Origin of the sequence: Streptococcus parasanguinis, from assembly GCF_047463195.1 — a bacterium.
Classification (GTDB): domain Bacteria; phylum Bacillota; class Bacilli; order Lactobacillales; family Streptococcaceae; genus Streptococcus; species Streptococcus parasanguinis_R.
In genome coordinates, this window is sequence record NZ_JASHEI010000003.1 from 103,667 (window position 1) to 128,572 (window position 24,906).

General features: G+C 42.8%; 30 protein-coding genes and 1 riboswitch. Of the genes, 26 read left to right on the forward strand and 4 right to left on the reverse strand.

Going from position 1 to position 24,906, the window contains the following annotated elements:
• The first annotated feature begins 7 nt into the window (after window positions 1–7).
• The 5 genes from murC (at window position 8) to greA (ending at window position 4,491) form a co-directional block, all read left to right on the forward strand.
• On the forward strand, window positions 8–1,342 hold the full coding sequence (gene murC / locus QM870_RS03520; RefSeq protein WP_003008389.1) for a UDP-N-acetylmuramate--L-alanine ligase: 1,335 nt from the start codon (window positions 8–10) through the stop codon (window positions 1,340–1,342).
• An 81-nt stretch (window positions 1,343–1,423) separates the two neighbouring features.
• The gene (locus QM870_RS03525; RefSeq protein WP_302692439.1) at window positions 1,424–1,840 is read left to right on the forward strand and encodes a GNAT family N-acetyltransferase; all 417 of its coding nucleotides are present in this window, start codon (window positions 1,424–1,426) and stop codon (window positions 1,838–1,840) included.
• 12 nt (window positions 1,841–1,852) lie between these two features.
• Window positions 1,853–2,362, forward strand: a complete 510-nt coding sequence (locus QM870_RS03530; RefSeq protein ID WP_201088018.1) for a GNAT family N-acetyltransferase — start codon at window positions 1,853–1,855, stop codon at window positions 2,360–2,362.
• A 59-nt stretch (window positions 2,363–2,421) separates the two neighbouring features.
• Entirely contained in the window at window positions 2,422–3,951 is a 1,530-nt protein-coding gene (mltG, locus tag QM870_RS03535) for an endolytic transglycosylase MltG (RefSeq protein ID WP_457853204.1), read from the forward strand.
• Window positions 3,952–4,008: 57 nt separating this feature from the next.
• Window positions 4,009–4,491, forward strand: a complete 483-nt coding sequence (gene greA / locus QM870_RS03540) for a transcription elongation factor GreA (protein WP_003005389.1) — start codon at window positions 4,009–4,011, stop codon at window positions 4,489–4,491.
• A gap of 154 nt (window positions 4,492–4,645) precedes the next feature.
• Here the strand turns inward: greA and yidC are convergent, their stop codons facing one another.
• Both yidC and QM870_RS03550 read right to left on the reverse strand, forming a co-directional pair.
• Window positions 4,646–5,563, reverse strand: coding sequence for a membrane protein insertase YidC (gene yidC / locus QM870_RS03545; protein WP_003008377.1), 918 nt, complete (start codon window positions 5,561–5,563; stop codon window positions 4,646–4,648).
• A gap of 77 nt (window positions 5,564–5,640) precedes the next feature.
• Window positions 5,641–5,919: an acylphosphatase gene (locus QM870_RS03550; protein ID WP_023918900.1), complete on the reverse strand. Its 279-nt coding sequence runs from the start codon at window positions 5,917–5,919 to the stop codon at window positions 5,641–5,643.
• 73 nt (window positions 5,920–5,992) lie between these two features.
• Between QM870_RS03550 and QM870_RS03555 the strand changes: the two genes are divergently transcribed.
• From QM870_RS03555 to yidD, 14 genes are all read left to right on the forward strand, one after another.
• Window positions 5,993–6,739, forward strand: a complete 747-nt coding sequence (locus QM870_RS03555; RefSeq protein ID WP_049523730.1) for a TrmH family RNA methyltransferase — start codon at window positions 5,993–5,995, stop codon at window positions 6,737–6,739.
• Between the two features lie 82 nt (window positions 6,740–6,821).
• Entirely contained in the window at window positions 6,822–7,313 is a 492-nt protein-coding gene (locus tag QM870_RS03560; protein ID WP_003005617.1) for an HDIG domain-containing metalloprotein, read from the forward strand.
• A 28-nt stretch (window positions 7,314–7,341) separates the two neighbouring features.
• On the forward strand, window positions 7,342–8,028 hold the full coding sequence (locus QM870_RS03565; protein WP_003008369.1) for a Bax inhibitor-1/YccA family protein: 687 nt from the start codon (window positions 7,342–7,344) through the stop codon (window positions 8,026–8,028).
• Between the two features lie 95 nt (window positions 8,029–8,123).
• Entirely contained in the window at window positions 8,124–9,374 is a 1,251-nt protein-coding gene (locus QM870_RS03570) for a diaminopimelate decarboxylase (RefSeq protein WP_049482903.1), read from the forward strand.
• A gap of 55 nt (window positions 9,375–9,429) precedes the next feature.
• Complete coding sequence (locus QM870_RS03575; RefSeq protein ID WP_031575486.1) at window positions 9,430–9,675, forward strand: YneF family protein; 246 nt, start codon at window positions 9,430–9,432, stop codon at window positions 9,673–9,675.
• 77 nt (window positions 9,676–9,752) lie between these two features.
• Complete coding sequence (gene racE, locus QM870_RS03580) at window positions 9,753–10,547, forward strand: glutamate racemase (RefSeq protein WP_003008361.1); 795 nt, start codon at window positions 9,753–9,755, stop codon at window positions 10,545–10,547.
• Window positions 10,544–11,524 (forward strand): nucleoside-triphosphate diphosphatase, encoded by a 981-nt coding sequence (locus QM870_RS03585; protein WP_031575484.1) that lies wholly within the window; start codon window positions 10,544–10,546, stop codon window positions 11,522–11,524. The genes racE and QM870_RS03585 overlap by 4 nt, the downstream gene beginning before the upstream one ends.
• Window positions 11,497–12,018: a metallophosphoesterase gene (locus tag QM870_RS03590; protein ID WP_003008356.1), complete on the forward strand. Its 522-nt coding sequence runs from the start codon at window positions 11,497–11,499 to the stop codon at window positions 12,016–12,018. The genes QM870_RS03585 and QM870_RS03590 overlap by 28 nt, the downstream gene beginning before the upstream one ends.
• Window positions 12,015–12,476 carry a cyclic-di-AMP-binding protein CbpB gene (cbpB, locus tag QM870_RS03595; protein ID WP_003008353.1) on the forward strand — a complete coding sequence of 154 codons (462 nt, stop codon included), beginning with the start codon at window positions 12,015–12,017 and terminating at the stop codon, window positions 12,474–12,476. Before QM870_RS03590 ends, cbpB begins: the two co-directional genes overlap by 4 nt.
• Window positions 12,473–13,204: a site-specific tyrosine recombinase XerD gene (gene xerD, locus QM870_RS03600; protein WP_414368645.1), complete on the forward strand. Its 732-nt coding sequence runs from the start codon at window positions 12,473–12,475 to the stop codon at window positions 13,202–13,204. Before cbpB ends, xerD begins: the two co-directional genes overlap by 4 nt.
• Window positions 13,204–13,923 (forward strand): segregation/condensation protein A, encoded by a 720-nt coding sequence (locus tag QM870_RS03605; protein WP_414368646.1) that lies wholly within the window; start codon window positions 13,204–13,206, stop codon window positions 13,921–13,923. The genes xerD and QM870_RS03605 overlap by 1 nt, the downstream gene beginning before the upstream one ends.
• Window positions 13,907–14,476, forward strand: coding sequence for an SMC-Scp complex subunit ScpB (scpB, locus tag QM870_RS03610; RefSeq protein WP_003008347.1), 570 nt, complete (start codon window positions 13,907–13,909; stop codon window positions 14,474–14,476). Before QM870_RS03605 ends, scpB begins: the two co-directional genes overlap by 17 nt.
• A complete protein-coding gene (locus QM870_RS03615; protein WP_003005375.1) occupies window positions 14,466–15,197 on the forward strand; it encodes a pseudouridine synthase in 732 nt (243 codons plus the stop codon). The genes scpB and QM870_RS03615 overlap by 11 nt, the downstream gene beginning before the upstream one ends.
• On the forward strand, window positions 15,194–15,436 hold the full coding sequence (yidD, locus tag QM870_RS03620) for a membrane protein insertion efficiency factor YidD (RefSeq protein ID WP_023918885.1): 243 nt from the start codon (window positions 15,194–15,196) through the stop codon (window positions 15,434–15,436). Before QM870_RS03615 ends, yidD begins: the two co-directional genes overlap by 4 nt.
• Window positions 15,437–15,511: 75 nt before the next feature.
• On the opposite strand, the gene QM870_RS03625 is transcribed toward yidD, so the two are convergent.
• Both QM870_RS03625 and trkA read right to left on the reverse strand, forming a co-directional pair.
• Window positions 15,512–16,951, reverse strand: a complete 1,440-nt coding sequence (locus QM870_RS03625; RefSeq protein WP_315376657.1) for a TrkH family potassium uptake protein — start codon at window positions 16,949–16,951, stop codon at window positions 15,512–15,514.
• 5 nt (window positions 16,952–16,956) lie between these two features.
• Window positions 16,957–18,312 (reverse strand): Trk system potassium transporter TrkA, encoded by a 1,356-nt coding sequence (trkA, locus tag QM870_RS03630; protein WP_414368649.1) that lies wholly within the window; start codon window positions 18,310–18,312, stop codon window positions 16,957–16,959.
• A gap of 333 nt (window positions 18,313–18,645) precedes the next feature.
• On the opposite strand from trkA, the gene trmL reads away from it, so the two are divergent.
• From trmL to QM870_RS03665, 7 genes are all read left to right on the forward strand, one after another.
• Window positions 18,646–19,188: a tRNA (uridine(34)/cytosine(34)/5-carboxymethylaminomethyluridine(34)-2'-O)-methyltransferase TrmL gene (gene trmL, locus QM870_RS03635; RefSeq protein ID WP_014713736.1), complete on the forward strand. Its 543-nt coding sequence runs from the start codon at window positions 18,646–18,648 to the stop codon at window positions 19,186–19,188.
• Window positions 19,189–19,269: 81 nt separating this feature from the next.
• Window positions 19,270–19,504, forward strand: a riboswitch (FMN riboswitch).
• Between the two features lie 217 nt (window positions 19,505–19,721).
• Window positions 19,722–20,279, forward strand: coding sequence for an ECF transporter S component (locus tag QM870_RS03640; RefSeq protein ID WP_414368651.1), 558 nt, complete (start codon window positions 19,722–19,724; stop codon window positions 20,277–20,279).
• Window positions 20,269–20,919 (forward strand): phosphatase PAP2 family protein, encoded by a 651-nt coding sequence (locus QM870_RS03645; RefSeq protein ID WP_414368653.1) that lies wholly within the window; start codon window positions 20,269–20,271, stop codon window positions 20,917–20,919. The genes QM870_RS03640 and QM870_RS03645 overlap by 11 nt, the downstream gene beginning before the upstream one ends.
• A 53-nt stretch (window positions 20,920–20,972) precedes the next feature.
• Entirely contained in the window at window positions 20,973–21,932 is a 960-nt protein-coding gene (mnmL, locus tag QM870_RS03650; RefSeq protein ID WP_414345991.1) for a tRNA modification radical SAM protein MnmL/YtqA, read from the forward strand.
• Complete coding sequence (gene mnmM, locus QM870_RS03655) at window positions 21,916–22,473, forward strand: tRNA 5-(aminomethyl)-2-thiouridylate-methyltransferase MnmM (protein WP_125826897.1); 558 nt, start codon at window positions 21,916–21,918, stop codon at window positions 22,471–22,473. Before mnmL ends, mnmM begins: the two co-directional genes overlap by 17 nt.
• Entirely contained in the window at window positions 22,466–22,720 is a 255-nt protein-coding gene (locus QM870_RS03660; RefSeq protein WP_023918874.1) for a hypothetical protein, read from the forward strand. The genes mnmM and QM870_RS03660 overlap by 8 nt, the downstream gene beginning before the upstream one ends.
• A 12-nt stretch (window positions 22,721–22,732) precedes the next feature.
• Complete coding sequence (locus QM870_RS03665) at window positions 22,733–24,787, forward strand: cation:proton antiporter (protein ID WP_371610336.1); 2,055 nt, start codon at window positions 22,733–22,735, stop codon at window positions 24,785–24,787.
• The last annotated feature ends 119 nt before the right edge of the window (window positions 24,788–24,906 follow it).

A 24,906-nucleotide genomic window follows, 5' to 3' on the forward strand; every position in this document is an offset into this window, starting at 1 on the left:
AGAAAACATGTCTAACACATACCATTTTATTGGAATTAAAGGAGCAGGGATGAGTGCTTTAGCCCTCATGCTTCACCAAATGGGACATACTGTTCAAGGGTCAGATGTTGAGAAGTATTACTTTACGCAACGTGGCTTGGAACAAGCAGGAATTCAAATTTATCCATTTGATGTTAAAAATTTGGAAGGCGACAAGATCCTCATTGCCGGGAATGCTTTCCGTCCAGATAACAATGTGGAAATCGCTTATGCAGATGAGCATGGCCTAACCTATAAACGCTACCATGAATTCCTTGGTGAATTTATGCGTGACTTCGTCAGCATGGGGGTTGCCGGAGCACACGGAAAAACCTCAACAACAGGGATGCTTTCTCACGTCTTATCAAATATCACTGATACCAGTTATTTGATTGGTGACGGGACAGGTCGTGGCTCTGCAGCAGCCAAATACTTTGTCTTTGAATCAGATGAGTATGAACGCCACTTTATGCCTTACCATCCTGAATACAGCATCATCACCAATATTGACTTTGACCATCCAGACTATTTCACGAGCTTGGAAGATGTCTTTAATGCCTTTAACGATTATGCCAAACAAATCAGCAAAGGCCTCTTCATCTACGGAGAAGACAAAGAATTGCGTCGGATTACCTCATCAGCACCAATTTATTACTATGGTTTTGATAAGGAGACGAACGATTTTGTGGCAAGCAACTTGCTTCGTTCAACGACTGGTTCAACCTTCAACGTTCATTTCCGTGGAGAAGATTTGGGGCAATTCCATATCCCAACTTTTGGTCGCCACAATATCATGAATGCTACAGCAGTCATTGGTTTGCTTTACATTGCAGGATTTGATTTAGATTTAGTCCGCGAGCAATTGAAGACCTTTGCTGGCGTGAAACGTCGCTTTACTGAAAAAGTAGTCAATGGAACAGTGATCATCGATGACTTTGCGCACCATCCAACGGAAATTATTGCAACCTTGGATGCGGCCCGTCAAAAATACCCAAGTAAAGAGATTGTGGCCATTTTCCAACCACATACCTTTACACGGACCATTGCCTTGTTAGATGAATTTGCAGAAGCCTTGAATCAAGCAGATGCTGTTTACTTGGCACAGATCTATGGTTCTGCACGGGAAGTCGATCACGGCGATGTGAAAGTTGAAGATTTGGAAGCAAAAATTGTCAAACGTTCAGCGATTATTACAGCTGAGAATGTTTCTCCTCTTCTTGACCATGAAAATGCGGTCTATGTCTTTATGGGAGCAGGAGATATTCAAACCTATGAATACTCATTTGAGCGTTTATTATCTAGTTTGACACATAGTGTACAATAAGAGATGATTGAGTCTGGAATCGATTGGTTCCAGACTTAAATTTATCTGTCCACTGAAGGAGTATGAGATGAGGAAAGCAGGATGATGATTCGATCAATCACCCCAGCTGATCAAGAACAGTTGCTGTTGCTAGAAGAAGAACTTCATGACAATGAAGAAAAGAAGCACAAGGCCACTCTTGAGGAAGCGCTAGGTTCGAAGGAAGCCATTTCTTTGCTTGCAGAGCAGGCGGGGGATGCTGTGGCTTACTTGTTTGCGACAGAAGACCAGCCTTTAAAAGGAGACCTAATTGTATTGCGACTAGCAGTGAGACCAGCCTTTCAAGGTCAAGGCTATGGTTCTATTTTGATCGCTGCTTTAAAGGATCTAGCTGTTCAAAAGGAAAAGGAAGCCATTTGGATCGATTGCCCAGAAGACTTACTATCTTATTTTTCCCAGCAAGGATTTCGAGATGAAGCTGAGTCTGATCGAGGTGTCCATATGGTTTGGGAACGATAGAAGGAGTAAATGATGAAAGAAAAGATTCACATTAGACAGGCAGAGCTGCAGGATTTGGATGCCATCGAGCGCATTGAGCTTGAGAATTTCTCAGAAGAAGAAGCGATTGCGCGTGAGATTTTAAAAGATCACATCGAAAAGATTCAAACGACATTTCTTGTAGCAGAGTGCCAGGGTCAGATTTTAGGCTATTTAGAAGGACCTGTTAGACCGGAGCGCTATTTGATCGATTCCTCTTTTTCAGAGGTTGAAGATCTAAGTCAGTTAGAACAGGGCTTTATTTCCATTACGAGTCTATCCATTGCTAAAGAAGCTCAAGGACTTGGAGTGGGAACCCTTTTGCTTGAAGCGATGAAAGAGATTGTGTTGAAAGATAATCGCCAAGGGATCAATTTGACCTGTCATGATTATTTGATTCCTTATTATGAAAAGCAAGGATTTACCAATGAAGGCCGGTCAGAATCCCAATATGCGGGTGAAGTTTGGTACAATCTGGTCTGGGAAAATGAAAAACTTGATTAAATAGGTATTTTAAAGAAGAAAGGCGATTTGTATTGCTTTTCTAAATCTTTTAAGATATAATATTAAGGATTATGATGAGGGAGGTCAATTATTTGACTGATAAATCACAAGACAGTGAGAAGTTATTAAGCTTCAAAGAGCAGATCCTCAGAGACTTAGAAGAGGCCAATGAGCAACTTCTAAAAATCGAAAAAGAGTATGATCTACCTGATCGAAGTATTGAAACCCCTTCTTCACTGAAAGAGGAGGAAGAAGCAACACTACCTCCAAAAGTAGAAGAATCTGCGTTGGCTCCCAAAGAAGAACCAGTGGAGCCGGTAAAGGCGACTCCTGCTGTGGAAGAAAAGAGTGAGCTTACAAAGCCTGCTAAAAAAGAACCAAGTCAGGAACCGGTAGAGGAAAGCTTATCGCGCTCTTCTCGTAACCAGCGCCAACAAAAACAAAAGAAACAAAATAAAATCGCTAAACGAATTGTGCGGACAGTAGTCAGCCTTTTGCTGATTGTGATCGTAGCTACAGGGATCTTTGCTGTGACCTATATCCATTCAGCTGTCAAGCCGATGGATAAAAATGCAACAGAATTCGTAACGGTTGAGATTCCAGCAGGTTCAAGTAATCGTGAGATTGGCGCGATCCTTGAGAAAAAAGGACTCGTGAAAAATGGTCAGTTCTTTAACTACTATACCAAGTTCAAGAACTATAGCAATTTCAAATCTGGTTATTTCAATTTGCAAAAGAGCATGGATCTAGAAACCATCATCCAAAAACTGCAAGAAGAGGGAACCAAAACTCCTCAGGCTCCAGTTCTTGGAAAGGTCACGATTCCAGAAGGTTATACGATCGATCAGATTGCGACGGCTATCACCACCAATGTCTCCACTAAGAAGGCAGGCAAGACTCCATTTAAGAAAGAAGATTTCTTGAAGGCTGTCCAAGACGATGCCTTTATTGAGAAGATGGTGGCCAAATATCCTAAGCTCTTGGCGAATCTGCCAAGTAAGGATTCTGGTGTTCGCTACCGTTTAGAAGGTTATCTCTTCCCAGCAACTTATAACTATGGGAAAGATACCACAGTGAAAGAGATGATCGATCAGATGCTTGCGGCAATGGATCAAAACTTAAGCCCATACTATGAAACACTTGAGAGCAAGAACATCAATGTAAACGAAGTATTGACTCTTGCTTCCTTGGTTGAAAAAGAAGGGGCGACGGATCAGGACCGCAAAGATATCGCGAGTGTCTTCTATAACCGCTTGAACCAAGACATGCCTTTGCAAAGTAATATTGCAATTCTTTATGCAGAAGGGAAACTTGGTCAAAAGACGACCTTAAAAGAAGATGCAACGATCAATACAGAGCTGGATTCACCTTATAATATTTATAAGAATACCGGCTTGATGCCTGGCCCAGTGGATAACCCTGGAGTATCAGCGATCGAAGCGGCGGTGAACCCAAGTAAGACCGATTACTTGTATTTTGTCGCAAATGTCGAAAATGGTGAAGTTTTCTTCGCTAAGACATACGAAGAACACAATAAAAATGTTGAAGAACACGTCAATAGTAAATTGACACAAGCAAGTTCAAACTAGAAAAAGCATGTGGCGCGTCCACAGCTTTTTCATTCAAATAATAGAAAGAGAAGAATAATGGCAGAAAAAACATACCCAATGACCCTAGCAGAAAAAGAAAAATTGGAACAAGAATTAGAAGAATTGAAATTGGTCCGTCGGCCTGAAGTGGTGGAACGGATTAAGATCGCTCGTTCATATGGTGACCTCTCAGAAAACTCTGAGTATGAAGCGGCAAAAGATGAACAAGCTTTTGTTGAAGGTCAAATCTCTAGCTTGGAAACAAAAATCCGTTATGCAGAAATCGTCGATAGTGACGCTGTTGCAGTAGACGAAGTAGCGATCGGAAAAACCGTTACAGTTCAAGAAGTTGGCGAAACAGATGAAGAAGTATACAGCATCGTTGGTTCAGCAGGGGCAGATGCCTTTGCAGGAAAGATTTCTAACGAAAGCCCAATCGGTCACGCTTTGATTGGTAAGAAGACAGGTGACGTTGTCACTGTTGAGACACCAGCTGGAAGCTACCAAGTGAAAATTTTGAACGTAGAAAAAACAGCGTAACTATAAAACGCAAGCCCTCCAAGAGGGCTTGTTTTTTTGTGCTCTTAATCTTTTTGTGAGAGTGAAAATTCTTTGCTGACTGAACGATATCAAAAAAAGCACTTGAACCTTGGGTTCAAGTGCTACTGTATACCGCTAGAATTAGTAGTTTGTACTACTTTCTATTGCGTTGTTTTCCTGCATTGCGGTTGTTTTTTGGTTTGTGTTGGATTTGTGTCGTTGCAGTAGGTGTGACATCTTTTTTCACGCGGTGACTAGTCGCTTTAGGAGGATTGTTTTTGTATTCCTCAGCGACTCGTTTGCGAAGATTTGGACGAATCAAGTAGTTGATGACAAATTGTTGGATAATTTGGATCACCCCACCGACTACCCAGTAAAGAGTCACTCCGGCTGAGGAGATCAATGAGAAGACACCGATCATAATCGGACTCATCAGTGATGCTTTGCGCATGCTTTCCTTTTGGGTTTCATCTTCAATTCCATGAAGAGAAAGCATACTTTGGATATAGTAAAGAACTGCTACGATCGCTGTCAAGAGCAAGCTTGGTTTGCCGAGAGCAATGCCAAGGAAGCTACTATCTGCTACCCCTTTGGTGTGCTGAGCTGCAAAGAAGAGAGCTGAGAAGAATGGCATTTGGATCAAGAGTGGCAAACACCCAACTCCACCAAACATGCTAACTCCATTTTCACGTTGAGCAGCCATTAATTCCTGTTGCGCCAATAGCTTTTCTTCTTGTGTGCTAGCGTTCTTCATGCGCTCTTGGATTGGCCCAAGGATAGGTTTTAAGTAGTTCATCTTTTCAGATTGGTAGGTTGCCTTCCATGATTGGTACAAACCAAGTGGCAAGATGATTAACCGTACGATCAAGGTGACGATAATAATCCCGATCCCAAAGCCTAAGCCAAGGTTGTTGGCAAAGAATTTGATGGCTTCGCCCATTGGACGGCCAAGAAGATTCCAGATCAATCCAGTCGGATTTCCAGTTTTCCGATCGACACTCACGCATCCTGATAAGAAGACAAGCGAAGCTAGTCCCATCGATGCAAGTAATGCAAGTTTATTTTTTTTCACAAATAGTTCCTTCTTTTTTTTAATGTTACCTTTCTATTCTACTGTTTTTTTTGAAAATACACAATAGTTCTCTAGTCTTAATTTGCAATTTTGAAGTCTGTATAGTTTTCAAAGTTTGCGAGCGTAACATCTAAATAAGTCACATGCGCAAAAGGCGTAGGACCTTTGCGAATTTCTTGGATGAATTTGGCCATTTGGCTACTAGACTCTGCCTGTGCCAGAATGCCAACTGTTCCGTCGTCATTATTCCAGACACGGCCAGTGATCCCACCGATCTCTAAAGCAAGACTGTAGACTCCCCAGCGAAAGCCAACCCCTTGAACCCGTCCTTGGGCAATCATTTTTACCTTTTGCATGTGCGACCTCCTTGACTCGAAGAAATCTATCTGAGGTATGATTTCTTCTTTTTCTTTGTGCTATAATAGTTCTATGAATATTATAACGTCTAAATCCAATAATGTAATCAAAAATGCAAAAAAATTACATCAAAAAAAATACCGGACAGATTCTTATCTCATTGAAGGCTGGCATCTGTTTGAAGAGGCAGTAGAAAATCATGCGAAGATTCGGCAGGTCTTTGTTTTAGAAGCCTATTTAGACCGGGTAGAGGACATCCAAAAAGTCACTATCGTGACTCCGGAGATCTTAAGCCTCTTGGCAGATTCGAAGACTCCTCAAGGGATTGTCGCAGAGATTCTTCTAGAGCAGCCAGAGCTTCCGGATCAGCTACAAGGGCGATTCCTCTATTTGGAGGATGTACAGGATCCTGGCAATGTAGGGACGATGATTCGAACAGCAGATGCAGCAGGTTTTGATGGCGTCATGCTTTCGAAAGCCTCCGCTGATCTATACAGTCTCAAGACCCTTCGATCCATGCAGGGCAGTCATTTCCATATTCCTATCTGGAAACTGGATCGAGAAGAACTATTGGAGCGAGCTGCGCACTCTCATCTAGCAGTTCTCGCAACGACGCTTTCAGAAGCTTCCATTGACTACCGTCAGCTTTCTCAGACCGATCAGTTTATCCTGGTTATGGGGAATGAAGGAAATGGCATCAGCCAGGAAATGGCGGCACAAGCAGACCAGCTGGTTCATATTCCCATGCCAGGTCGGGCAGAGAGTTTAAATGTTGCAGTGGCAGCAGGAATTTTGATGTTTTCTTTAAGGAAATTTTGAGAAAAAGAAGTATACTTAACCTGTAAGAAGAAGTTGATGGAGATCTTATTGGGAGAGCTTATCAACGAAAGGTGGTTATCTTATGCAATATCATCGTGACAAAGAATACATGACCTATGTGGGCCATCTGATCCAGCATCCTAAGGTTCAAAAATTAGCCGACATTCCCCACCATATTCATTCCAATCGTTTGGAGCATTCCATTCATGTGAGCTATACCAGTTATAAACTGGCTAAAAAATTTGGTTGGGATGCCAAAAGTACGGCTCGGGGTGGCCTCTTGCATGACCTCTTTTACTATGATTGGCGCGAGACCAAGTTTACGAAAAGTCACGCCTGGATCCATCCCCGCATTGCCGTGAGAAATGCACGAAAGATCACAGATCTCAATGCCAAGGAAGAAGACATCATTATTAAACACATGTGGGGAGCTACCCTTGCTCCGCCTCGCTACAAAGAATCCTTCGTAGTGACCATGGTGGATAAATACTGGGCTGTTAAAGAAGCTTCAGAACCATGGCGTAAAAAGATGGCTAAAAGGAGATTTTTTCATCGAAAAATGTTAAAATCGTAGTAAACAAATTTGAAAGGAACTTGTTAATATGTATAATGATTCAGTAATCCAAGAACAAAGTGGATTGAATGCTTTTTATAACAAAATCTACTCATTAGTTGGGATCGGTGTGGGGATTTCAGCCCTTGTGTCTGGCCTGATGATGACAGTCTTTCAAGACTTCTTCGTACAAATCTTGACAACCGCACCAATGGTTTACTACGCAGCAGTGGTTGTAGAATTGATCTTGGTCTTTGTTGCAAGTGGGAAGGCTGTTAAAAATAGCCCGTCTGCTCTTCCGATCTTCTTGATCTACTCAGCTTTGAATGGCTTTACCTTGAGCTTTATCATTGCTCGCTACATGCAAGCAACTGTCTATAAGGCTTTCTTGGTCAGTGCCTTGATGTTTATTGTCATGGGAGCTATCGGACGCGTCGTGAAAAAAGACCTGTCTGGAATGGGACGTGCCTTGATGGGAGTCTTGATCGGTGTGATCATTGCTTCTGTTGTGAACATGTTCTTGAGAAGTTCTGGAATGGACTATATCTTGAGTATTATCTCTGTCTTCCTCTTTGCAGGATTGACAGCTTGGGATAACCAAAAGATTCGCTATGTCTATGATCAAACAAATGGTCAACCTGCTACAGGTTGGGCAGTAGCGATGGCTTTGGAACTTTATCTTGACTTTATCAACCTCTTTATCAGCCTTCTTCGTATCTTCGGAAGAAACGACTAATCAAAGAGAGATTGAGCTGGGGCAGTTGCCTCGGCTTTTTTTGTCTTTCGACTTGTGCTATACTAATAGTGACTAAAGAATAGAAATGAGCGCTTATGAAAACACCCTTTGTAACCCGTGAACAATTAGAAAGCCTGACCCAAGAATTTCCGACCCCTTTCCATCTCTATGATGAAGCAGGAATTCGTGAAACGGCTCGTGCTCTCCATCAAGCTTTTGCTTGGAATGAAGGATTTAAGGAATACTTTGCCATCAAGGCGACTCCTAACCCATCGATCCTAAAAATTTTGCAAGAAGAGGGCTGTGGTGTCGACACCGCCAGCTACGTGGAATTGTTAATGGCGGATAAACTGGGCTTTAGTGGAAAAGAGATCATGTTTTCTTCTAACAATACGCCAGCAGATGAATTTGTCTATGCTAGAGAATTAGGGGCAACGATCAATCTGGACGCCTATGAAGACATTGCTTTCTTGAAGTCTGTGACTAGCATTCCCAAGGTCATTTCTTGCCGCTATAATCCTGGTGGAGTTTTTGAACTGGGAACCGATATTATGGACAATCCGGAAGAAGCCAAGTTTGGAATGACCAAGGAGCAATTGATCCAAGCCTTTATCGAGTTGAAAGAACTAGGTGTGGAAGAGTTTGGCATTCACGCTTTATTAGCTTCTAATACTGTATCCAACGACTACTATCCAGAGCTAGCGCGTCAACTTTTTGAATTAGCAGTAGAAGTCGTCGAGAAAACAGGTGTCCACTTGGGCTTCATCAACCTCTCTGGTGGAGTTGGGGTCAATTACAAGCCAGAACAAGAACCAAATGATATTGCCATTATTGGGGAGGGCGTGCATCGCGTTTTTGATGCGATTCTTAAACCAGCAGGACTTGGTCATGTGAAAATCTATACCGAGCTTGGTCGCTTTATGCTGGCTTCACACGGCCTCCTGGTAACAAGAGTCACTCATAAAAAGAAAACCTACCGGACCTATGTGGGTGTCGATGCTTCAGCTGTGAATCTTCTTAGACCGGCTATGTACGGTGCTTATCACCATATTACCAATATGGATCGTTCAGATGAACCAACTGAAGTGGTCGATGTCGTGGGAAGTCTCTGTGAAAACAACGATAAATTTGCCAAACAACGAGAACTACCCGTGACGGAGATTGGAGATTTACTCGTGATCCATGACACTGGAGCCCATGGATTTTCAATGGGCTATCAGTACAATGCCAAGTTGCGTTCGGCAGAAGTTTTGCTTCAAGAAGATGGGCAGGCCCGTTTGATTCGTCGAGCAGAAAAACCAGAAGATTATCTTGCGACACTCTACGGCTTTGACATTGAAAAATAAGCGATTGTCTGATATAATGATAGTTATGTAAAAATAATGGATCGGAGAAAATTGTATGAATCTCTTTTTAGGAATTTTGTTGATTATTTTAGCTTTCTTTGGTGGGATGGTTGCAGGAATGTTCTTGCTTCGTCGTCAATTTGAAAAAGAATTTGCATCAAACCCACGTTTGAATATTGAAGCAGTCCGTACGCTTTTAGGTGCGAGTGGCCAACGTCCAAGCGAAGCAAAAGTTCAACAAGTCTATCGCCAAATTGTGAACCAACAAAAATCAGCAATGGCGAAAAACAAGAAAAAATAAGAGTGGGGCAATCTCACGATAATAAATGAGAGGGGCTTGGAGGAATTTCTTAGTCCCTCCTTTTGGAAGGAAGAGATATGGATAACCGACCGATTGGTTTTTTAGATTCTGGAGTAGGGGGCCTAACTGTTGTCCGCGAATTGCTCCGTCAGCTTCCTCACGAAGATGTCGTCTATATTGGAGATTCAGCACGTGCACCTTATGGTCCTAGACCAGCAGACCAAATTCGCGAGTATACTTGGCAGATGGTGAACTTCCTTCTGACCAAAAATGTCAAGATGATTGTCTTAGCCTGTAATACAGCGACGGCAGTTGTTTGGGAAGAAGTCAAGGAGAAACTTGATATTCCTGTTTTAGGAGTGATTTTGCCCGGAGCTTCTGCAGCCATTAAATCGACGACCCATCAAAAAATTGGGGTCATTGGGACACCGATGACGGTTTCTTCTGGAATTTATAAAGAGAAGATTCAAAGTCTGGCACCAGACATGGAAGTCAGCAGTTTAGCTTGTCCCAAGTTTGTTCCTTTAGTGGAATCAAACGAGTTGGCATCCAGTGTGACCAAAAAGGTGGTTTACGAAACCCTAAAACCACTAGTTGGAAAGGTTGATACCTTAGTCTTGGGATGCACCCATTATCCCCTTTTAAAACCGATCATTCAAAATGTTATGGGACCGGATGTCAAATTGATTGATAGTGGGGCAGAGTGTGTTCGGGATATCTCCGTTTTATTAAACTATTTTGAGCTCAATAAGAGTCGCGAACTCTTAGAGCAGACCCACCGCTTTTATACCACTGCAAATGCCAATAGCTTTGCAGCGATTGCCGAAAAATGGCTAGAACGTTCAGTGAATGTGGAGCATGTAAATTTATGAGTGACAAACTATTTGAATACAAAGATCCCCAAGATTGGTATATTGCCCAATGGGGAGAAGATGCAGACTACAACCAATTTAGTCAAGTGCCTGCGGAAGCTTCCACTCTGTTAGATCAGCTGGAACTTCTCTTTGCCAAGGATCCTGAAGGATTCCCTCTCAATCTATCGGTGATGCGCTATGGTTCAGCCATTCGTTTTCTGACCTTTTTGACTGAAATCTTGAATGAAGTCAAGGGAAGAGCTTTTGAGGTCGTACAGCGTCAAGGGGCCTTGCTCTTGGTTGAAAAAGGGAAATTGCTCTATTTGCATTTGCCAAGTGCTGGGGTGGATGTGGAAGCCTTCTTGGGTCAAGACAAGGTCAAAGATACGATTCTTATTGCGACTCGTAATGAGGGAAAAACCAAAGAATTCCGTAATATGTTTGAAAAACTGGGCTTTGAAGTGGAAAATCTCAATCAATACCCAGAGCTTCCAGAAGTCGAAGAGACAGGTCTGACCTTTGAAGAGAATGCCCGCCTAAAAGCTGAAACGATTGCAGAGCTAACTGGGAAAACAGTCTTAGCGGATGATTCAGGTTTGAAGGTGGATATCTTGGGAGGCTTACCAGGAGTTTGGTCAGCTCGCTTTGCGGGAGTTGGTGCGACAGATGCGGAAAACAATGCGAAATTATTGCACGAATTGGCCATGGTCTTTGACTTGAAAGACCGTTCAGCCCAGTTCCATACGACCTTGGTGGTTGCAAGACCAGGCAAGGAAAGCTTAGTGGTAGAAGCTGATTGGCCAGGGTATATTAATTTTGAGCCCAAAGGGGAACACGGCTTTGGCTATGACCCTCTCTTCTTAGTTGGGGAAACGGGCCGTTCTGCTGCTGAATTAACGCTTGAAGAAAAAAATACACAATCACATCGTGCTTTAGCTGTTAAAAAGTTATTGGAGGTATTTCCATCATGGCAAAGCAAACAATCATCGTTATGAGTGACTCGCATGGAGACCGCTCCATTGTTGAAGCTATTAAAGAAAAATACCTAGGCCAGGTCGATGGGATCTTTCACAATGGGGATTCTGAACTAAAAAGTGATGATCCTGTCTGGGAAGGGATCCACGTTGTCCAAGGAAATATGGATTTTTATGATGGCTATCCGGAACGCTTGGTGACCCAACTAGGGCCAACACGGATCATCCAGACCCATGGGCATCTCTTCCAGATCAATTTTAGTTTTCAAAAATTGGATCTGTGGGCCCAAGAGGAGGAAGCAGATATCTGTCTATACGGCCACCTTCATATCCCAGATGCTTGGAAGGAAGGAAGAACCCTCTTTGTGAATCCTGGATCCGTTAGTCAACCACGTGGTCTGATTCGCGAATGTTTGTATGCCAAGATAGAGATTACCGATTCGAACTTCAAGGTAGAGTATTATACGCGAGATCATGAATTGTACCCTGAATTGACAAAGGAGTTTAGCAGATGATAGCAAAGGAATTTGAACGTTTCTTGCTGGCGCAGGAAGAGACGTTCTTAACTCCTGCCAAAAATTTAGCGGTCTTGATTGATACCCACAATGTAGACCATGCAGTCTTGCTGTTGAGCCAGATTAGCTATAGTCGCATCCCGGTAGTGACGGATGAACGCAAGTTTGTGGGAACGATCTCCCTAACGGATATTCTATCTTATCAATTGAAACACGAGATTCCTGAGGAGACTTTTGCTTCGATGGATATCGTAGACGTTGCAAAGAAGGAGGTCGGGGTCATCGGCTTAGACTTCAATTTGACAGAAGTCCTTCACAAGTTGGTGGATGACTCCTTCTTATCAGTGGTGGATGAAGAAGGTTATTTCCAAGGGATTATTACGCGGAAATCGATCCTCAAAGCCATCAATTCGCTAATGCATAATTTTTCAAATGAATACGAGATGATTCCAAAATGAAAGAATTTATTGCAAGTTTTATTGATCAAAAAGAACTAAGTGAAAATTCTCAGTCAGCCTATTTCTATGATTTGGACCAATTTATTGAATCAATTCATGGAAAAGTGACGCCGACGAATTTGAGAATTTACAAAGCTTCGATTAAAGATTTTAAACCGGCGGTTCAAAAACGAAAATTATCCGCTGTTAACCAATTTTTATATTATTTGTATCAAGAACGCTTTATTTCTGAATACCATCGTTTGGTCTTGCCTAAAATTCAACCGGCCAAAACCCATGATCGTGAATTGTTGGATCTGACCCATTTTTGGGAAGAATCAACCAATCCACAGGGACGCTTGATGGCCTTGTTGATTTTGGAGATGGGCTTATTGCCAAGTGAGATCCTCCAAGTCAAGGTCGAAGATATTCAGCTGGACTTTCATGTCATTCGAGTGGGCAAAGATGGCCAAAAACGGGTTTTAAAAGTTCCAGAGCCTTTACTGGATGAGTTGCAACTCTTCCTCGATGGTGTCTATCTCTTTGATAATAAAGGAAAATCTTACTCCCGTCAGTGGGGATTCCGACAATTAGAAGCCTTCTTGATCGAAAAAGGCAACCAAGACCTTTCGGCACAATCGATTCGTGAGCAGTATATTTTGAAACAACGTGAACTCGGTGTGGATCTCTTTAGTATTGCACGTGAATTGGGCCTAAAAACCATGGTGACATTAGAAAAATATAAATAATGGATATTAAAATTAAAGATTTTGAAGGGCCTTTGGACCTCTTGCTCCACTTGGTCTCTAAATACCAGATGGATATTTATGAGGTTCCCTTGATTGAGGTGATCGAACAGTATCTGGCTTATCTGGCGACCCTCCAGGCTATGAAACTAGAGGTAGCAGGGGAATACATGCTGATGGCTAGTCAACTAACCCTGATAAAGAGTCGTAGACTTCTTCCTAAGGTCGCAGAGGAGATGGATGAAGCAGAGGATCTAGAGCAGGACCTCCTTTCTCAATTGGAAGAGTACCGTACTTACAAGCAATTAGGAGAGTTGATGGCCTCGCAGCATGAGGAGCGCGCCCTCTATTATTCAAAACCGAAGATGGAATTGGTCTATGACGATACCGAATTACTTTATGATCGCACTACGGTGGATCTCTTCTTGGCTTTCTCAAAATTATTGACTAAGAAAAAAGAAGAATTCCGCCAGAACCATACAACCATTGTAAAGGATGAATACAAGATTGAGGATCTGATGGACCAGCTGCGTCACCGATTCCACGATCGCTCACAAGTTCTCTTGCAGGACTTGTTTCTAGAAGCAGCGGATCTCCAAGAGGTTATTACCCTATTTCTTGCAACCCTTGAATTAATCAAGATTCAAGAGGTCACAGTGGTACAGGATAGGGCTTTTGGAGAAATTTACTTAAATAGGATTGAACATGAGCAAATTAGCTGAAATTGAAGCACTCTTATTTGTAGCGGGTGAAGAAGGAATTACTGCCAGACAAATCGCAGATCTTCTCTCTTTACCCCCAACAGGTGTGGTGCAAAGTTTAGAAAAATTGGCCCAAAAATACCAGGAGGACACAGATACGAGTCTCTGTTTGATGGAGACAGCTTCCCGTTATAAATTGGTGACAAAGGCAGACTACGCTTCGGTTTTACGAGACTATTCTAGAACGCCTATGAACCAAAGCTTGTCTCGGGCTGCCCTTGAAACCTTGTCAATCATTGCATATAAGCAACCGATCACCCGCGTGGAGGTCGATGATATTCGAGGCGTTAATTCCAGTGGTGCCATTACCAAACTACTGTCATTTGATCTGATCCGCGAAGATGGAAAAAAAGAAGTCATCGGGCGTCCTAATTTGTATGTCACGACGGAGTATTTTTTGGATTATATGGGGATCAATCATTTGGAGGAATTGCCAAAGGTTGAGGAAGTGGATATCGATCCAGAAGAAGGTCAATTATTTTCAGAGAGAACAGAGGAACTAGATGAGAATTAATAAATATATTGCCCATGCAGGAGTGGCTAGTCGTCGCAAGGCCGAAGAACTGATCAAGCAAGGCTTGGTGACGGTCAATGGCCAAGTCGTGCGTGAATTAGCGACTATCATTAAAACCGGTGATCAGGTTGAAGTAGAAGGGACTCCAATCTATAACGAAGAAAAGGTCTATTATCTTTTAAATAAGCCACGTGGCGTCATCTCTAGTGTATCAGATGATAAAGGGCGGACAACAGTCGTTGACCTTTTATCTCAAGTACCAGAGCGCATCTACCCAGTGGGACGTTTGGACTGGGATACATCTGGTGTCTTGATTTTGACCAATGATGGTGATTTTACAGATGAGATGATTCACCCGCGCAATGAAATTGATAAGGTCTATGTGGCGCGTGTCAAAGGGATTGCCAATAAGGAAAACTTGCGTCCCTTGACACGAGGAGTGACCATTGATGGAAAGAAAACCAAGCCAGCAACTTACGAGATCTTAAAAGTGGATGTCGAAAAAAACCGTTCAGTGGTTCAGTTGACCATTCATGAAGGGCGTAACCACCAGGTTAAAAAGATGTTTGAAGCGGTGGGACTTTTAGTGGATAAACTCTCCCGGACCCAGTTTGGGAATTTGGACGTCTCAGGACTTCGTCCGGGTGAATACCGTCGCTTGAACAAAAAAGAAATCAGCCAGTTGCACAATCTAGCAGTGACTAAATCTAAAAAAGCATGAAAACAATCCTAATTGCGCTGGTCAGAGGCTATCAAAAATGGATCTCTCCCCTATTTCCGCCTTCTTGTCGCTTTCAACCGACCTGTTCCAATTATATGATCCAAGCGATTGAACGTTTTGGTGTGAAAGGTGTCTTGATGGGGATTGCAAGGATTCTACGTTGCCATCCTGGAACCAAAGTAGGACCAGACCCCTTGCCAGACCATTTTAGTCTGAAGCGAAATGAAGAATCAAAATAGGACGATCGCAAATAAACAGAAACACCCTTAGAAATTATTTTTCTAAGGGTGTTGATTTTGTAAAAGAGTTGTCTATCAGCGTTTAGACCATGTTTTAGGAAGGAAGAGCAGAATCATTGGATAGATTTCAAGCCGTCCGGCAATCATGGCTAAGGAAAGTAACAGTTTTGAAATCGGACTAAAGATGGAGAAGGTTTGACCCGTACCAATCATAGGTCCAATATTGTTGAAACAACTAAAGACAGCACTGACAACTGTCATGAAGTTATTATTGTCTAGACTCACTACAAAGAGTAAGCCGATCGTAATAAAACTGTATATTGTAAAGTACTTGAGGATCTGATGCTGGGTATCCTTATCGAGTACCGTATCGTTGACGTGCAAGGTCAAAACGCGATTTGGAGACAAGGTCGAAAGAACCTGATTTTTTGCGATTCGCCATAAGGTCAAGCACCGAATGACTTTTAGCCCCCCAGCGGTCGAGCCAGCAGACCCACCGATGACCATCAGCATCAAGAGGATGAACTGAGAAAAGAGAGGCCATTTTTCCGTCGTTCCATAACCAAAACCGGTGGTGGTGATGATATTGGACACTTGGAAGAAGGAAATCTCAAAGCTCTTCGCAACATTGGCATAGAGATGAAGGCAATTGTAGGCAATCAAGACACTAGATAGGATTACAATAGTGATGTAGGTCCGCAATTCCTCATCTTTAAAGAAGGCCTTGAATTTTCGGATCATAAGGAAGTAGTAGAGGTTAAAGTTAACCCCAAAGACCAAGACCCCGATACTGACCAAATAGGTAATTAGACTACTGTTGTAGTGAGCGATCCCATCATTAAAGACGGTAAAACCCCCAGTACCAGCTGTCCCCATGGCGATGACAAAACTATCATACAGGGGCATGCCAGCAAGGAAATAAAGAACCACAAAGAGGAAGAACAAACCCAAGTACAAGAAGTAGAGAATTTGTGCCGTGTTTTTTAATTTGGAAACGACCTTGCCAAACACTGGACCAGGAACCTCTGCCTTCATGACTTCAAGGTGGCTGTTCTTGTTATTGTCCATAATCGCAAGGGCAAAGACCAATACTCCCATCCCCCCAATCAAGTGGGTGAAACTGCGCCAAAAGAGAAGAGAGTGGCTGAGGACACCCACATCATCTAATATCGTTGCCCCTGTTGTTGTAAAGCCGGAGCTGACTTCAAAGAAGGCATCGATAATGTTTGGAATTTGGCCCGAAAAGACAAAGGGAAGGGCCCCGAAGAAGGACCAGAGGATCCAACAGAGTGCTACAATCAGGACTCCTTCTTTAGCATAGATGTGAAAGTCCTTTGGTTTGTGAAAACTACCAAGGAGGCCAAACGCAAGGAGGATGGCCATGGTTGCTCCAATAGAGACAAAGACCTTGGCAGGTTCCTGATAGATTGCAGCGACCACTAGGGGAACGATTAGGAGACCTGCCTCGATTAAGAGGAGTTTGGATAAGAGGTAACGAATCATGCTTCTATTCATCAGCCTTACCTCTCAAGTAGATCGTAGATTTTAGTGATATTTTGAATCAAGGTGGTCACGATAATCCGATCCCCTACTATCAAACGGTCATCTCCATTCGGGAAAATAGCCTTGCCGTTTCGAATAATGGCAGCGATCAAAACGCCCTTCTTCAATTTCAATTCAGAGAGGGGATATTGGGTTAGTTTGTTGTCTTCCTTAATTTGGAACTGCAAGGTTTCAATCCGGCCGTTTGCGACATGGTGCAAAGCTTCTAGGTTTGAGAACTGTGCATTATAGCGTCCGCGAATAAAGTGCATAATAGTGTCTACGGCGATGCGTTTTGGTGTAACGATACTGGTCATATCCTGATCGCCAATGATCTCCAACAGACTAGTTCGGTTGACCTTGGTAATATTCTTTTTGACGCCGACAGAATCCAAGAACATGGAGGTGATGATGTTTTCTTCATCGACCCCTGTCAAAGTAGCTACAGCATCGAAGTTATTGGCACTCTCTTCTAAAAGGATGTCCTTAGCGGTTCCGTCTCCATGGACGACATAGAGATCAGGAAATTCCTGACTAAAGAATTCCGCTCGTTCGCGATTGACTTCTAATACCTTGAGATCGATCTTGCGGCGCACATCTTGAAGAATATTGAGTAGGTAGTAGGCAATTTTCCCGGCACCAATCATCATCATGCTCTTAATGACTTGAGGTCGGACATTGTTGTGGAAGAGAACGATCTCGATCCTATTTCCTGTCACGAAAATCTTGTCTTGGGGCTGCAAAACAAAGTCTCCATTTGGAATCGTGAGTTCATTGCCACGCTCGATCGCACAAACAATGACATTTCCGTATTTCTTTCGGAATTGGGATAGGCTCATATCGCAGAGATTGCTATCTGGCTTGATCTTAAATTCCATCAAGGCAACACGGCCGTTTGCAAAATGCTCCACAGAAAGGGCATTTGGGAAGTCAATGATATTAGCAATATAACGAGCTGTCAGCAATTCAGGATTGACAACCAGGGAGAAGCCCAAGATATTTTTTTCCTTGAAGTAGGAATTGGAATATTCCGGATTCCGCACCCGAACGATGGTTTCTTTGGCTCCCATTTTTTTAGCTAAAACAGCAGAAACCATATTCACTTCGTCGTACTCGGTCATGGAAATGAAGATATCGCAGTCTTCAACATCTGCTTGCTCCAAGACCTTGAAGTTTGCGCCATTTCCTAAAATCCCAATGATATCAAACCGTTTGGTAATATGGTTGAGAACGGATTCGTCTTTTTCGATCAAAATAACATCGTGGTTTTCAGCAACGAGAGAACGACAAAGGGCCGTTCCGACCTTTCCTCCACCAACAACAATAATTTTCATAGATTACCTCCAGAGTATGCTTCTATCATACTCTATTTTCAAGAAAAATTCATCTATTTTAAGGACTTTCTGGAGGAATCTTACCAAGCTAAGAACAAGTGGGAAAAATTGTCAATATAGAAGAATGAGGAGGGATCGAAAACTTTGATAAAGTTTCTTAAAAAAATCTAAAAAAACTATTGACAGGAGCTTCAAAAGTGATATACTTAAAAAGTACCTTCGTTGATTTACCTCAAACCTGTTGTGAGTTAAGTTAATGAAGCTGTAACCACGCTGTTTGCTGAGCTTGACTCCGGGCAGTGTGGCTATTTTTTTATCAGAAAGAGATCGAGTATGAATATTGAAGAACTGGACTACCAAGAGTCAGCAGCTCAAAACCACATCGTCTTGTTCCAACCTCAGATTCCACAAAATACGGGCAATATTGCACGGACCTGTGCGGCAACCAATTCTCCCTTACATATTATTCGTCCCATGGCTTTTCCGATCGATGATCGCAAGATGAAGCGAGCAGGACTCGATTACTGGGACAAGCTGGATGTCCGTTTCTATGATAGCTTAGAAGAGTTTATGGAAGCAGCGCGTGACGGTCAGGTGCACTTGGTGTCTAAGTTTGCAAATCAGACTTATTCGGACGTTTCTTATCAGGATGGGAAATCCCATTATTTCTTGTTTGGACGCGAGGACAAAGGATTGCCGGAAGATTTTATGCGCCAGCACGAAGAGAAGGCCATTCGCATTCCGATGAATGATGAGCATGTCCGTAGTTTAAATGTCTCCAATACCGTCTGCATGATTGTCTATGAGGCGCTTCGCCAGCAGGGCTTTAAGGGGCTGGAGTTAACACATCGGTATGAACAAGATAAGCTCAAATAGCCGATAAAAACCAAACATCCGAACGACGTCATCCATGACGTTATAAAAACTTGCCTAGGCAAGTTTTTTTTGTTATCATAAAAAGGTCTTCAGGGCAGGGTGAGATTCCCGACCGGCGGTGACTTTTACTAGGAAATGTTCTCTTCCTTTTATACTTTGTTGCCAAGCTTTGCTTAACGAGAAGTTATGCCTACAGCTTGTCGTATCGTTTAAAAGAAATATCTCCATTTCCATACTCTAAAAGAAGTCCGCGAGCGCAAGCTGATGTGGTGTGACTCCACAACCGACAGTATAGTCTGGATGGGAGAAGACGAGAGACGAATAGACTGACAGCTATTTTGATCTGTTTAGAGCTGATGCATAGGAATAAAACGTTAGGTGCTATGATTGACTAGCGGTGTTTTTCAATGGAGACCAGCTAAAGTGACTAGAATGTTCTCTAGTTTAAGCTTTGTTTAAATAGTTTAGAGTAGAATGATGGGGTAGACGTCTTTCCAGCTTCTCTAATTTTTAAAAAATTGGAGGAACCTGTTATGACAAATACACGTAAACTGACCCTAGTGGCTGTTTTATCCGCATTATCTTTTATTTTGATGTTCTATCAATTTTCTTTCTTGATAGATTTCTTCAAAATTGATTTGAGTATCATCGCCATTTTGTTGGCTTTGGTCTTGTTGGATTTTAAAAGTGCTGTTTGGGTGACCTTGATCCGATCTGTTCTTAAATTAGCTCTTAATAATAAGGGGCTTGAAACCTTGATCGGACTACCAATCAATATCATTGGAGTTCTTGTTTTTGTCCTTGCTTTTGCATGGATTTGGAACAAGGAACGGACCCATGGCCGATTTATCCTGGCTATGATAATTGGAACGATCAGCTTGAGTATCACGATGGTATTGGTGAACTATGTCTATGCAATCCCTTTGTATGCTCGCTTTATGAACTATGATATTTCGAAAACACTAGGGCTTGTCCACTATTTAGCCGCAATGGTTGCACCGTTTAACCTGATCGAAGGAGTGATTTGGGCCATCGCATTTGGATTGATCTACACTCTTTTGCAACCGATTTTGAAAAGATATGAAAAATAAACAACAACATTGGGCGAAGGCAAGCTTCGCCCTTCTCATTTTTGTCATTCTCGGGTATATGATTCGTTTTTACCCGCAACAATTAACGGGCTTTGATAGCACGATTCAATCTGCTATTCGAGGCGATCTGCCTGCACCACTGACGGCTTTCTTTACCAAGGTAACCCATGTCATGGATACCAAGATCATTGTCATCTGGGTGGGTCTTTTGCTAGCTGTCTTTGCCTGTAAGAAATGGTACAGCGAAGCCCTCTTTCTGGGGAGCAATCTGGTATTGACAGGTCTTTTGGTTCTTCTTCTGAAGAATATCTACCAGAGACCGAGACCAAGTATTCTTCATCTAGTAGAGGAAAAAGGCTTTTCTTTCCCGAGTGGTCATTCACTGGCGTCTACCCTTGTTTTGGGAAGCTTAATCATTATTATCTACCAGCATTTAAAACATAAAACTGCCCGCTATTGTCTCCAAGGCTTGCTGGTTCTGGGAATTGTGACCATTGTGGTCTCCCGTATTTATGTCGGGGTCCACTATCCTTCAGACGTTCTCGGCAGTATGATTTTAGGCCTTGCTGTCTTACAATTTGAGTACCCCTTGTACGATCGCTTGCGGTTTCAATGGCGCTTTACAGGGAAGCAAAAATAACTAACAACTAGGAGTTGGACTCGTGTTTTGAGTTCGACTCTTTTTTTGCTATAATGAAGGGTATGAAATCCTACAATACCTTGAATGATTATTATCGAACCTTATTTGGAGAAAAGACCTTTAAAGTCCCTATTGATGCAGGCTTTGATTGTCCTAATCGTGACGGAACAGTCGCCCATGGTGGCTGTACTTTTTGCACGGTCTCAGGTTCAGGAGATGCCATTGTGGCCCCAGAAGCTCCGATTCGAGAACAATTTTACAAAGAGATTGATTTTATGCATCGGAAATGGCCGGATGTGAAGAAGTACCTGGTCTATTTTCAAAATTTCACCAATACCCATGATAAGGTGGACGTCATTCGAGAGCGTTATGAGCAGGCCATCAATGAACCAGGAGTAGTAGGAATCAACATCGGTACGCGTCCGGATTGTTTACCAGATGATACCTTGGCCTATCTAGCAGAGCTGACCGAGCGCATGCATGTGACGATTGAGTTGGGGCTTCAGACGACTTATGAAGCGACGTCTCAATTAATCAATCGGGCCCATAGTTATGACCTCTACGTTGAAACAGTCAAGCGGATTCGCCAACAGGTGCCGAAGGCTGAGATCGTGTCCCATTTGATCAATGGCCTTCCAGGGGAAACACATGAGATGATGGTGGAAAATGTTCGCCGTTGTGTGACCGATAATGAAATTGATGGCATCAAGTTACACCTCTTGCATTTGATGACCAATACACGGATGCAACGGGACTATCATGAAGGACGACTTCAACTCATGAGCCAGGAGGAGTATGTCAAGGTCATCTGTGACCAGTTGGAGATCATCCCCAAACACATTGTCATCCACCGGATTACAGGGGACGCGCCAAGGGATATGTTGATTGGCCCTATGTGGAGCCTCAACAAATGGGAAGTCCTAAACGCCATTGAAACTGAAATGCGTCGGCGTGGAAGTACCCAAGGATGTAAGCTAGAAGAAAAGGAGACTGCTGATGCTTCGACCACTTGAAATGGCCCATCAATTTTTAGCAGAAGTCATCACCAAAGAAGATGTGGTGGTGGATGCGACCATGGGAAATGGACATGATACGGCCTTTTTAGCCCAACTTGCAGGCCAGGTCTATGCCTTTGATATTCAAGAACAAGCACTTGTAAATACCCGAGAACGATTGGAAAAGTTGGGTCTTCAACATGTCCGGTTGATTTTGGATGGCCACCAGCATGTGGACCAATATGTGGAGACCCTCAAAGCAGCTATTTTTAATCTGGGGTATCTGCCATCTGCAGATAAGTCGGTCATTACTCTTCCTGCTACCACGATTGAAGCGATGGAGAAAATCTGTGCTCGCCTAGAAAAAGGTGGGCGAATGGCTATTATGATCTATTATGGTCATGAGGGAGGAGACATCGAGCGTGATGCAGTGCTGGACTTTGTTAGTCAGCTTCCTCAAAAAGACTATACAGCGACCATCTACCGGACACTGAATCAAGTGAATCAGCCACCGTTTTTGGTCATGATCGAAAAATTAGAAAGCTACCGTCATGGATAAAGAATATTTAAAGAATAAAATCGAAGGATTGAGACATCATTTTGTCGAATCAACCATCCACGAGCGTGCAATAGGTTTTTATGATGAAGCTCATATGACCAAAAAGATGCTCAAAATAAAAAAGAAATTGGTTTCGCTTGAGATGGAACGGTGCCAAAAGAAGATTGAGCACAAGGATGTAACCAAGACAGACCAAAAGATTGCGGAGTTAAAACAGCAATTTGAGACCTGCTGCCAAGAACGCTAAGGAGGGAGTGATATGGAACTACTCCTTTATGCAGTGATCTTTTCGATGATTTTGATCGTCTCAAATGCCACCAATAAACTTGTGCCAAGTCTTCCTCTACCCTTGATTCAAATTTTACTAGGGATTGGTTGGGCCCTCTTTGTGCCAGAAGAAAATTTTCATCTGGATACCGAGCTCTTTCTGGCGCTGGTCATTGGCCCTCTCTTATTTCGAGAAGCAGAAGAAGCAGATATTACTTCCGTCTTAAAGCACTGGCGGATCATCCTCTATTTGATTTTCCCAGTGATTTTTATCTCCACCATTAGTTTGGGCTGGGCAGCTCACTCCTTGTGGCTGAGCCTTCCTTTAGCAGCCTGTATGGCAGTTGGGGCAGCCCTTGGGCCTACCGACTTAGTAGCCTTTGCCTCCCTGTCTGAGCGCTTTAGCTTTCCAAAGCGGGTTTCGAATATCTTAAAAGGCGAAGGGTTACTAAATGATGCCTCAGGTCTAGTTGCCTTTCGAGTGGCCTTGGCAGCTCTTGCGACCGGAAGTTTCTCTCTTGGAGAGGCAGGGATTTCCTTAGGAATCTCCATCATTGGAGGATTTGCAGTGGGGATCTTAACGGCCTTTGTGAACCGGTGGTTGCAAACCTTGCTCTTGAGTGTTCGCGCCAGTGATATTGCCAGTGAATTGTTATTAGAACTGAGTCTCCCACTGTTGACCTTCTTCCTAGCAGAAGAACTCCATGTCTCTGGTATCATTGCAGTAGTTGTGTCAGGGATCCTAAAAGCCAGTCGCTTTAAGCACATTACCCTCCTTGAAGCGCGGGTAGATACTGTGAGTCATACTGTCTGGAATACGGTCAACTTTATCTTAAATGGGTCGGTCTTTGTCATCTTAGGAATGGAATTGGAAATGATCTCCAAGCCCATCTTAAGTAGTCCCATTTACAATAATCTTCTTTTAGTTCTTTCTGTCTTTCTGTTGACAGCCTTGCTCTTTTTGATTCGTTTTGTCATGGTTTACCTCTTTTATTGGTTCCGAACGGTTCGACTAAAAAAATCGTTAAGAAATTATCTAAAAGATGCCTTATTGCTGACCTTTTCGGGTGTGAAGGGAACGGTTTCGATTGCGACGATTCTTTTGATTCCAACCAAGATCGAAAAAGAATACCCTATCCTACTCTTTTTAGTGGCAGGAGTGACCCTTGTCAGCTTTATTGCAGGCTTAGTGGTACTTCCAAAATTATCAGAAGAAAAGGAAGAAACCAATGACTACCTGATGCAGATCGCGATTTTAAATGATGTCGTCATGGAATTAGAAGCAGACCTAAAGAATAGCAAGCACAAGGGTCCCTTGTATGCGGCGATTGATAACTACCATGGCCGCATAGAAAACTTGATTCTAGGCCAAGAAAACAGGCTCATTCAAAGGGACTGGGAACAGTTGAAGCTCCTGATTTTGAGTATTGAAAGTGACGGCTTGGAACAGGCTTATGAAGAAGGGAAGATTCGAGAGCGAGGCTACCGCGTCTACCAACGCTATCTTCGCAATATGGAGCAACGTGTCAATCGCAATCTTTCGTCTCGCTTAACCTATTACCTCTTGGTGTCTTTCCGTCTCTTGCGTTTATTAGTTCATGAGATCTTAACTTTTGGGTCTGGCTTGCGAAACTGGTGGACCCGAGAGGAAAGCAAGTTAGAGGCCATTGATTATGACCAGATTGCGGCCCTTTATCTGGCCAATACGGAAATCATCATCGAAAGTTTGGAAGACCTCAAGGGGATTTATCGGAGCAGTTTGATCTCTTTCCTCCAAGAATCTCGTCTGAGAGAAACAGCTATTATTACCAGTGGGGCCTTTGTGGAGCGGGTTATTAATCGCGTGAAACCAAATAATATCGATGAAATGTTGAGAGGCTATTATTTGGAGCGTAAGATTATTTTTGAATATGAAGCGCAACACCTGATTACCGCTAAGCAAGCGCGCCGTATGCGACAAAATGTCAATGAATTAGAAAGCTATTCCCTAAGAGAAAGTGCCAATACGCTTCCATACGATTTGATCGAGTATGCACGGAATAGATAAAAGTAAAAGTGCTAAGATAAAATCTTAGCACTTTTCAGATTGAGGACAAAGTTATCTTAAAAACTTTCCTTAAGTGAGTACGGACGTCAGCGAACTTCTACGAAGTTCCATGACTAATT